Annotated in this window: 7 protein-coding genes; 6 read left to right on the top strand and 1 reads right to left on the bottom strand. The window is 42.6% G+C overall.

From position 1 onward, the window contains the following. Positions 1–132: 132 nt before the first annotated feature. Complete coding sequence (purE, locus tag VB693_RS28330) at positions 133–651, bottom strand: 5-(carboxyamino)imidazole ribonucleotide mutase (RefSeq protein WP_323269174.1); 519 nt, start codon at positions 649–651, stop codon at positions 133–135. 269 nt (positions 652–920) lie between these two features. On the opposite strand from purE, the gene nagA reads away from it, so the two are divergent. The 6 genes from nagA to cysW all read left to right on the top strand — a co-directional run bounded on the left by nagA (position 921) and on the right by cysW (position 10916). Further along, positions 921–2087 (top strand): N-acetylglucosamine-6-phosphate deacetylase, encoded by a 1167-nt coding sequence (nagA, locus tag VB693_RS28325; RefSeq protein ID WP_323269173.1) that lies wholly within the window; start codon positions 921–923, stop codon positions 2085–2087. Positions 2088–2328: 241 nt separating this feature from the next. Then, positions 2329–2898, top strand: coding sequence for a thermonuclease family protein (locus VB693_RS28320; RefSeq protein WP_323269172.1), 570 nt, complete (start codon positions 2329–2331; stop codon positions 2896–2898). 533 nt (positions 2899–3431) lie between these two features. Further along, the gene (locus VB693_RS28315; RefSeq protein WP_416233435.1) at positions 3432–7553 is read left to right on the top strand and encodes an amino acid adenylation domain-containing protein; all 4122 of its coding nucleotides are present in this window, start codon (positions 3432–3434) and stop codon (positions 7551–7553) included. A 552-nt stretch (positions 7554–8105) separates the two neighbouring features. Beyond that, a complete protein-coding gene (locus tag VB693_RS28310) occupies positions 8106–9176 on the top strand; it encodes a sulfate ABC transporter substrate-binding protein (RefSeq protein WP_323269170.1) in 1071 nt (356 codons plus the stop codon). Positions 9177–9199: 23 nt separating this feature from the next. Continuing rightward, positions 9200–10051: a sulfate ABC transporter permease subunit CysT gene (gene cysT, locus VB693_RS28305; protein WP_323269169.1), complete on the top strand. Its 852-nt coding sequence runs from the start codon at positions 9200–9202 to the stop codon at positions 10049–10051. Then, complete coding sequence (cysW, locus tag VB693_RS28300) at positions 10041–10916, top strand: sulfate ABC transporter permease subunit CysW (protein ID WP_323269168.1); 876 nt, start codon at positions 10041–10043, stop codon at positions 10914–10916. The genes cysT and cysW overlap by 11 nt, the downstream gene beginning before the upstream one ends. Positions 10917–10975: the final 59 nt, after the last annotated feature.

The raw sequence follows: 10975 nt of genomic DNA, 5'->3' as shown, positions 1-10975 counted from the left end.
CCCAATTATTATCTAAGTAAATCCTAAATTATAGTGTATATTGATTTGTGTAATTAATTTTGTTAGATTACTTAACACCCTTTGTAGGTGAAACAAATCCAAAATTCGTTGACTTTTCTTGCCCAATGCCCTTTAAAATTCTTGTTGGAGATATTGGTTATATCCTAGTTCTTCTAGTTTTGCCTGCTTGCCCATGACCATATCAGATAGGCTTTGACGGTAATTTTGGACTTTTTCTAGTAGTTCTGGCTGGTGAGTAGCCAAAATTTGCACTGCTAAGAGTCCGGCATTTTTGGCATTGCCTATAGCTACTGTGGCGACTGGAATACCTGCTGGCATCTGAACAATAGAATACAAAGAATCTACACCTTGTAAATTGCGTGTAGCGATGGGAACACCAATCACAGGCAATGGTGTTAAGGATGCTACCATGCCAGGAAGATGGGCAGCACCACCAGCTCCAGCAATGATGACTTTAATTCCTCTTTGGTGAGCAAGTTTAGCATATTGCACCATCTGTTCTGGAGTCCGATGAGCAGAAACGATCGCTACTTCATTCTCAATGCCAAACTCATCACAAACAGCGATCGCATCTTTCATGGTGGGCAAATCGGAATCACTGCCCATAATAATGCCAACAACAGGAGACATAGTAAATATAACAAGCTGAGGGTGCAATTATCATCTCATATTAAGTGCTGAGTGCTGAGTGCTGAGTGCTGAGTTGTGAGTGCTGTTAGCGGTAGCGCGGCGTTTAGCCGGTGCTGAGTTGTGAGTGAAAAGTTAAGAAACAAGCCGTATTATCCTCTTTTTTTCCTTCTCTCCATTTCTATGCCTCGATATATCGCTATTACTTTGCTTGATTAAATATTCGGTACATGAGTTAATACCAATGAATCATGCCCAATGCCTAATTCTCCATGCCCAATTCCCAACCTATAAAAATTATCAATGCTAGAGTCCCTGGCTACCAAGATTTGCAGATGCTCTCGGTTAATCAAGAGGGCATAATTGAGCAAATCCAGCCGATGGGAACAGTATTTAAACGAGTTTCGCCACCATCATTGCAAATATTAGATGTGGCTGGGGATTGGATTTCTTTGGGCGGTGTTGATTTACAGATTAATGGTGCTTTAGGCTTGGCTTTTCCTGATTTATCTGTTGAAAACTCTCACTTATTAGAGAAAATCAACCAATTTTTATGGGATGTGGGGGTAGATGGATATTTACCGACACTGGTGACAACTTCAGTAGAGAATATACAGCGATCGCTAGCTGTGATTGCAGATTTTATCTCGACTCCCAAAACAGGTTCTCAGATTCTCGGAGTCCATCTAGAAGGGCCATTCTTAAATTATCAAAAGCGTGGCGCACATCCGGCAAAGTATTTATTACCGTTAACCATTGATGAGGTAAAGCGGGTTTTGGGTGATTACGCTCATATTGTTAAAGTCATCACCTTAGCACCAGAGTTAGATTCTACAGGGGAAGTCATCCCTTATTTACGTTCTTTAGGTATCACCATCAGTTTAGGACATTCTCAAGCCACAGAGGTACAAGCAAAACAAGCTTTTGAACTGGGTGCAACAATGGTGACTCATGCCTTCAATGCTATGCCACCCCTACATCACCGCGAACCAGGCTTATTAGGCGCAGCCATTACCCATCCTGGTGTGATGTGTGGTTTTATTGCTGATGGACAGCATATTACACCCACCATGTTACAAATTCTCCTCCGTGCCAGCCAAGGACTATTTTTAGTTAGCGATGCCCTTTCACCTTTGGGACTACCGGATGGGGTTTATCCTTGGGATAGTCGGGAAATAGAAGTAAAAAACGGCACTGCACGGCTACCAGATGGGACATTATCGGGGACAACTCTACCCTTATTGGTGGGAGTACAGAACTTGATAAAGTGGGGTATTTGTGAAGTAGAAACTGCGATCGCCTTAGCTACGAATGCACCTAGACAGGCAATAGGTTTACCGGGAATTTCCCCTAATCAAAAAGCTAACTTATTACGTTGGCATTGGGATCAGCAGACTAAAGAACTTAACTCGATGCGATTAGGAAATTTTTCTGTTTAAGGCAGGATTTACGCAAAAACTCTCTCAAACCCTTATTTCTCTGTGTTATCTGCGTCTCTGTAGTATGCGCTACGCGTGAGCGGAGCTTTCGCTTTAGCGATACGTTATTCCGTAATTTGTGCGTAAGTCCTATAAGAGATATACGGGAATACTAAATCTAGAAGTGATAGCTAATTAGTATTATCAGCAAATGATGAGAGGAAGACAGGTGACAGGGGATAAGGGACAGGGAGAAGAAATAATGACTAAATTAAACAAAAAGTTACTGATTTTGTTGAGTTCAGGATTTATCATTTTAGGCTTGATGGGCTGCAATCGCTTATTTGGTGCTTCTGGTGACTTAGTTGAACGTGTAAGTGATGGCGATACCTTAGCAGTTAAGGATGCCAAGGGTAATAAGTTTACTGTGCGCTTTGCTTGCATGGATGCGCCAGAAATAGCCCATTCCCGGAAAGAGCAGGCTAGTAGAAGAGTGCGCGATCGCAATCAATTTAGTTGGGGTGCGAAAGCGCAGCAAAGATTAGAGCAATTGGTCAAACAAAGTGGCGATCGCGTTACCTTGAATATTACAGATAGCGATCGTTATGGACGCAAAGTAGCTGAGGTACGGTTAAAAGACGGTACTTTTGTTCAAGAAGTTTTAATCCAGGAAGGATTAGCTAAGGTTTATCGTCCTTATTTAAATAAGTGTCCTAGTAAAGAATTGGTACAACAAGCTGAAGCCAAAGCGCAACAGCAAAAGATTGGAATTTGGGGTGATGCTAAATTTACAAATCCTTGGGAGTATCGGAGTTTGAATAATAAAAAATAGCTTTCAGTTCATGGGATATAACTTTTGTTATTTTAGGTTATATCTCGGAGAAAGAAGTGTATAAAAATCAATACTTCGTTATTTATGTAATACTTGTGTTATGAATTTTCTTGAACGAATTTATTTTTTTATACAGATTACAGTCCTTAAATATTATTTTTGATACTTAAAATCACGGAATATAATTTTTGTCTTTATATTTTCTTTTTAAGCTGTAGATTATTCTTCATTATTTTTATACAGAATCGGAAATATTACTTGGTAAAGTCTATTGATAGTGATTGAAGGCAGAATTTTCTCATGCTCTTACATTTTCAGTATTTTCTAAAGATATTCATTGAGTAATTGTATAGATGAAGTATTTTGTCGTCATCTATTAATTACTTTATACCTTAAAGCATCTACAGCATCTAATTTTTCGTTCAGATAGTTACATTTTTAACAATCATTGTTCCCGACAAACTATTTATACCAACAAAATGAAAGTAGTAAGTTTAAAAAATTCATATCAACTATCATCTATACAGCAAGGAATGCTTTTTAACAGTCTAGTTGCTCAAAATTCGGGAGTAGATATTGAGCAACTGATCTGTTTAGTACATGAAAGAATTGATGTTGTGGCATTCCAACAAGCATGGCAGAGAGTTGTAGAACGACACGCAGTTTTAAGAACTAGCTTTGATTGGGAAAATGGACGAGAACCTCTGCAATGTGTGCATCAAGATGTAACAATTCCCTTAGAACAGCATGATTGGAGTGGCTTATCTGACACAGAACAATCAACTAACTTGCAAGTTTATCTGCAAAGCGATCGCAGGCTGGGTTTTGAACTCAATGTCGCGCCATTGATGCGCCTAGCGTTATTTCGGATAAAAGAATCTGTCTACCAATTTATTTGGACTTTTCACCATGCTTTGTTAGATGGTCGCTCTTTGTCCGTCATCATCAAGGAAGTGTTCACCTTCTATGATGCTTTCTGCGAAGGAAAAGACTTACAACTTCCTCAACCTCGTCCTTATCAAGACCACATCGCATGGTTACAGCAACAGGATTGGTCTAAATCTGAAAGTTTTTGGCGGGACTTGCTCAAAGGCTTCACTGCACCCACGCCTTTATTAGTAGACTCAACCCCTCGCAATCAAAGCGGTTTTGGCGAGCAAGCAATCCGACTCTCAGAAAAAACTACGGCGATGTTGCAGTCTTTAGCAGAACAACATCAACTCACTCTGAATACCTTAGTACAAGGTGCTTGGGCTTTATTGCTGAGTCGTTATAGTGGTGAGTCCGATGTTGTGTTTGGGGCGACAAGAGCCTGTCGTCATTCCTCTGTAGCTGGGGCGGAGTCGATGGTAGGATTATTGATCAATACTCTGCCAGTTCGAGTCAAGGTGTCAGGAGAAAAACCGCTTTTGACTTGGCTGAAAGAATTGCGATCGCAGTGGGTAGCGTTGCGAGACTATGAACACACTCCTCTAGTCAACATTCAAAGATGGAGTGATGTTCCCGGCGGAACTTCTTTATTTGATAGCATTCTGGTATTTGACAAGTATGAATTGAATTCAGCTTTACGTTCTCAGGGTGACAGATGGCAAAACCTGGAAGTAAAGCAAGAAGAACAAACTAACTTTCCTCTGACATTGGTTGGCTATGCAGAGTCAGAATTATTATTGAAACTCAAATATGACCAAAACAACTTCGACGATGCCAAAATCGGTCGAATGCTGGGACATCTTCAGACTTTATTGTCCAGCATGGCAACTAATCCCTGGCAGTGTTTAGGAGAATTACCACTATTAACGACAGATGAAAGACATCAAATGTTGATGGAGTGGAATCATACACAAACAGATTTTGCAGAGCAACTTTGTATTCATCAACTGTTTGAGGCGCAAGTAGAGCAGACACCAGACGCTATAGCCGTTGTTTGTGGAGAGGAACAACTTACCTACAAAGAGTTGAACTGGAGAGCTAATCAGTTAGCCCATCACTTGAAGCAACTGGGTGTCAAACCAGGGGTGTTAGTTGGTGTATATTTAGAGCGATCGCTAGAAATGATTCCGGCTGTCCTAGGGATTTTGAAAGCTGGAGGCGCATATGTACCACTAGAACCCAGTTTTCCCAAAGCACGCATTCAATTACTGCTGTCTTCTCTGCAAATTAACTGTCTAGTCACCCAAACTTGCCTCTTATCTAGTATTCATGAGCTAGAACTGAGCGCACTACAACATTTAATCTGTTTAGATAAATCTCCACATAGTGAAGCAGGCAAAAAACCAGAGAATCACCAAGAAGTTTTTTCCCCTACACCCCTACAACCTCATACCCCTACACCCTCTGTTTGGCATCGTTCCTATCTAGATTTACTACCTACAGAAAATTTACCAATATCTGCTAATTCCAATGATATTGCCTATGTGATTTTTACCTCTGGCTCTACAGGTACACCAAAAGGGGTTGTAGTTCGTCATCAACCAGTAATCAACCTGATTGAGTGGGTGAACAAAACATTTAATGTTAATTTTGAAGACAGAGTTTTATTTATCACATCCTTGTGTTTTGACCTGTCAGTTTATGACATTTTCGGACTGTTAGCCGCAGGTGGTTCGATTCGGGTGGTATCTAGCCATGATGTTCGAGATCCAGAAGCTTTACTGCACATTCTCTGTCATGAGCCAATTACATTCTGGGATTCTGCGCCGCCTGCACTGCAACAACTGGCTGGCTTTTTTCCCAAGGTTCAAGCAAGTAATTGTCATCCCCAACTGCGCCTAGTATTTATGAGTGGTGATTGGATACCAGTCACACTACCAGATTTACTTAAAACCACCTTCCCAGGGGTTGCGGTCATTAGTTTGGGTGGAGCAACGGAAGCCACTGTTTGGTCTAATTATTATCCCATCAGCAAAGTCGAGCCGCATTGGAAGAGTATTCCCTATGGTAAACCCATCCAAAACGCTCAATATTACATTCTTGATGCTTACCTGAATCCTTGCCCCATTGGTGTTTCTGGAGAGTTGCATATTGGTGGGGAATGTTTAGCCTCTGGCTATTTAAATCAACCCGAACTAACAGCCCAAAAGTTTATCCCCAATCCTTTCAGCGACAAGAAAGAAGCACGGCTCTATAAAACTGGGGACTTAGCTCGCTATCTCAGTGATGGTAATATTGAATTCCTCGGTCGAATTGACCATCAAGTTAAGATTCGCGGTTTCCGCATTGAGTTGGGAGAAATTGAGAGTGTACTCACACAACACGACTCTGTACAGGAAACTGTAGTTATAGCTAGGGAAGATGAGCCAGGAAATAAGCGTTTGGTGGCGTATGTGGTAGTAAATGGTGAATCTGCACCTGTGATGAATGAATTACGGCGGTTTCTGCAAGAAAAATTGCCAGAGTATATGATTCCATCTGCCTTTATTGCGATCGCCTACATCCCTCTAACTCCTAATGGTAAAGTAGACCGCCGCGCTCTGCCCATCCCTGACCAAAGACCGGACTTAGAAAAAGCCTTTGTTGCGCCTAGGAATGCCGTAGAAATCGAGTTAGCGCAAATTTGGTCAGAGGTTTTAGGTATTCAGTCAATTGGCATTAGAGATAATTTCTTTGAGTTGGGGGGAAATTCCCTACTTGCGGTAAGATTATTTACGCAAGTTGAAAAGAAATTTGCTCAAAAACTTCCTTTAGCTACCTTGTTGCAATCACCAACCATAGAACAATTAGCTAGCATTCTCCGCCAATCAAACACAAAAACTTCTTGGTCTTCTCTGGTGACAATTCAGCCGGGTAGCAATGCGAAACGTCCTCTATTCTTGATCCATGCCTTGGGAGGAAATGTTATTGGCTACCAAACTTTAGTACGTCACCTAGATGCAGAGCAACCTGTGTATGGACTGCAAGCACAAGGACTTGATGGTAAACAAGCACCCCACACTAGAGTTGAGGACATGGCCTCTCACTACATCAAAGAAATTCGCACTGTTCAACCCCAAGGGCCTTATCTGTTAGGTGGTTTCTCTAGTGGTGGAACAGTTGCTTTTGAAATGGCGCGTCAGTTAGTTGCTCAAGGCGATCGCGTGGCTTTACTAGCAATGTTTGATACATATAACCCCAGTCTGTATATCAATCATCCCTCACTATTGCGTACATTGTATGTCTACTGGCTCACCCTATTGCGACTACCATCTGTAGATAGAAGGAACTATGTTTTCGCCAAAGTGGATTGGTTCAAGTCCATGTTAACTGGGAAACATAGTAGCAAATTTGATTTGTGGAATGAACACTCTTTTGCTGAAGATGCCAACCCTTACAACATGGCATTAATAGAAGTTCTCAAGCAGGCGACAATGGCGGATTATGTAGCCAAACCCTATGCTGGCAAGGTAACTTTATTTACTACGAAAGAAGTTTTGAGATGGTGTCAGTTCGCGCCCTGTAGAGGCTGGAGTGGAATGGCTAAACAAGGGGTAGAAATTCACGAAGTTCCTGGTACACATCTAGGTATGTTGGGAGAACCAGGTGTGCAGATACTAGCTGAAAAATTGAGGGTTTGCTTAGAGGCAGCACAAGGTGATAATCAGGTCGTATCACCAAAGGCTGAGAATATTAGGTGGATACTTCAAAACCAAGATTATCGAGTGCTTGAACATCAGTATTAACTGTACTAATAAACCTGAGTTCGGGATCAGAAAAGGGGCAGGTAGTAAGGTGAAAATAGCGTTAAATCCAGCAACCTGTCCTATATTTAACCTGAGTGCGGGATCAGAAATCCTCAAAACCCTTGATTTTTCATTGTTCGGTTTGAAACTCTGTTTTAATCTATTCTCAATAACGCATATTATTAAGATTAGTCTCATTTGTAACCATTATTGACAAAATGATTCTACTTTAATCGCTTCTTTTATCACTTAGAGTTTTGCTTAACTCTTACAGAATCAGCTTTTTAGCTTTTGGCTTAACCCGAACTCAAGTTGATTACTCTTTTTCTTCCTCAGGACTCACTACTCAGCACTGTAAAGCCATTTTCGTAGAGCTAATCACCTCCATCAAGCTGCCATATTTAAAAGTCATGCAATCACCATAATCTCAGTCAAGATTATGGTGATTGCCTTGCTATTTGATTTAGTTATCTGTAATATATATGACTAAGCTAAAAAATACTATAACTTGATTGACTAGATGTAGTTTAAAGCAAGGAGACTAAAGTCAGGATGTGGTTGGATAATTGGAATCGATGGAAACGAATGTCTTTAAAAAGTTTTATTTCGCTGTTTTTGGTAGCAGTAAGCTTGACTGTAACGACTGCATCCTGCTCTCCTAGCAACACTAACGGTGGAGCTTCACAAACAAAAGACATTACTCTGGTAAGCTACGCCGTTACCCGCACTGCCTATGAAAAAATTATTCCCCTATTCACTAAACAGTGGCAAGAAAAAACTGGGCAGACCGTGAGATTTGACCAAAGCTACGGCGGATCAGGCTCTCAAACCCGTGCGGTAATTGACGGCTTAGAAGCAGATGTCGTAGCTCTAGCATTATCAGCAGATACTTTACAAATCCAGGATGCTGGACTGATTCAGCCAGGCTGGGAGAAAAAGACACCCAATGGCAACGGTATTGTCCACCGCTCTGTGGGCGCGATCGTTACCCGTGAAGGCAACCCCAAAAATATTAAAAATTGGGATGATTTAGCCCGCGATGATGTTAGTGTAATCACTGCCAACCCCAAAACCTCTGGTGGCGCTCGTTGGAACTACATGGCCTTGTGGGGAAAGATAACTAAAACAGGCGGTACTGAAGCACAAGCCAAAGAATTTGTCACTAAAGTCTATGCAAATGTGCCAGTATTGCCGAAAGATGCCCGTGAAGCCACTGACGCATTCTTTGCCCAAAATCAGGGAGATGCCCTCATCAACTATGAAAACGAAGTAATCTTAGCGAAACAGCAGGGACAAAATTTACCCTATGTAGTTCCTGATATCAATATTTCCATCGATAGTCCCATTGCCGTAGTCGATAAGTATGTTGATAAGCGGGGTACTCGCGAAGTAGCAGAAGCCTTTATCCAGTTTCTCTTTACCCCTGAAGCCCAGCGCGAATTCGCCAAAGTAGGCTTCCGTCCAGTAGTACCAGAAGTAGTCGCAGAATTTGCCGCTAACTATCCCAAAATCACTACCCTGTTCACCATCGAAGATTTTGGCGGATGGAATCAAGTCAGTCCCAAGTTCTTTGCTGACGGCGCAATTTTTGACGACATCCAGGCGAACATTGCCCGACGTTAGCATCTAACTCATATTCGTTAGCCATGACAGTTTCAAATACACAGTCTAATTTTTCCCTCGCGCCCAAAAATTGGCTTAAGCACTTTTCTTTGCCGTGGGGGGTTACCCTTACCTATATTTCCATCGTTCTATTGCTGCCTGTCGCTGCCTTGATTCTTAGGGCTACAACACTCTCACCCGCAGAGTTTTGGCGACTGGCCACTGCCCCCATTGCCCTATCAGCCTACAGCATAACCTTTGGTACTGCCTTATTTGCAGCCGCTATTAACTGTGTGGCAGGTACTGCTACAGCTTGGGTGCTGGTACGCTACGAATTTCCTTTTAAGCGAGTTTTGGATGCGGTGATTGACCTACCCTTTGCCCTACCCACGGCGGTTGCAGGTATCACTCTTGCCACAGTTTACAGTGAGCAAGGCTGGATTGGCTCGCTTCTTACACCTTTTGGTATTAGAGTTTCCTTCACTCGGTTGGGGGTGGCGGTGGCGATGGTGTTTATTTCCGTCCCCTTTGTTGTTCGTACTGTACAGCCAGTGCTGCAAGAACTGGATTTAACAATAGAAGAAGCTGCCTGGTCTTTAGGGGCTTCCCGATGGGTAACTTTTTGGCGGGTGATATTACCCCCTCTAATACCAGCTATCCTGACAGGTACAACCCAGGCTTTTGCTAGGGCTGTGGGAGAGTATGGCTCGGTGGTCTTGATTGCTGCTAATGTTCCCTATAAAGATTTAATTGCTCCCATTTTAGTATTCCAACGCCTCGAACAAAACGACATCCCTGGGGCGACAGCTATTGGCACAGTTCTTTTGCTGATTTCCCTATTGCTGCTGCTGACAGTGAATTTCTTGCAAACTTGGAGGCAACGCTATGGTGCTTGATGTCAGATCGAACCAGTCTCTTCCATCTGGTGGAGTAAAACCCAAGCAAGCTGGAGATTGGGGCAGAACTATTTTGATTGGGGCAGTGGTGGCTTATTTTGTACTGGTATTGCTGCTCCCCACTCTTTATGTCTTCATTGGAGCTTTTAGCCGGGGTATTGCTCCATTTTTTGCCACTCTTACTAGCCGTGATTTCACTCAAGCTGTGCGGTTGACAGCACTAGCGGTAGCAATAGCAGTGCCGTTTAACGTTGTCTTTGGTCTATGTGCCGCCTGGGTCATTGCCCGCCGTCGATTTCCAGGACGCACGTTGCTACTAAGTATTATTGACTTGCCTTTTTCTATTTCACCCATTGTTACAGGTTTAATGCTAGTCTCCCTCTATGGACGTAATGGGTTACTTGGCCCCCTACTACAATCCTTAGATATCAGGGTTATCTTTGCCTTTCCTGGTATTGCTCTGGCGACTATGTTGGGGGGAATGCCCTTTGTGGCGCGGGAAGTGATTCCGGTACTAGAAGAAGTCGGGACTCAAGAAGAAGAAGCTGCTAAAACTTTGGGTGCTAGTGAATGGCAAACTTTCTGGCGAGTGACACTACCTTCTATTCGTTGGGCATTATTGTATGGTGTAATTCTCACCACTGCTCGAGCGATGGGAGAGTATGGTGCTATTGCTGTGGTATCGAGTAATTTAATTGGCCGTACACAGACTTTAACTTTATATGTAGAAGGGGCTTATCGTAATTACGATTCCCAAAGTGCCTTTGCTGCTTCGGTGGTACTAGCCGGATTGGCTGCTTTCACTCTGGTGATTAAAGAGTTGTTTGAACGCCGCATCAGGATCAAAAATGAAGGGGACAGCTAATACCGCTACGCGGAAGTCAACCAATTTTAGATTTTGCGTTCGCGTAGCGTGTCGTAGAC

The sequence above is a fragment of the Anabaena sp. UHCC 0399 genome (assembly GCF_034931465.1).
GTDB classification, from domain to species: Bacteria; Cyanobacteriota; Cyanobacteriia; order Cyanobacteriales; family Nostocaceae; genus Trichormus; species Trichormus minutissimus.
The sequence above is the reverse complement of the archived record's forward strand: the minus strand, read 5'-3'. Positions and strand labels throughout refer to the sequence as shown.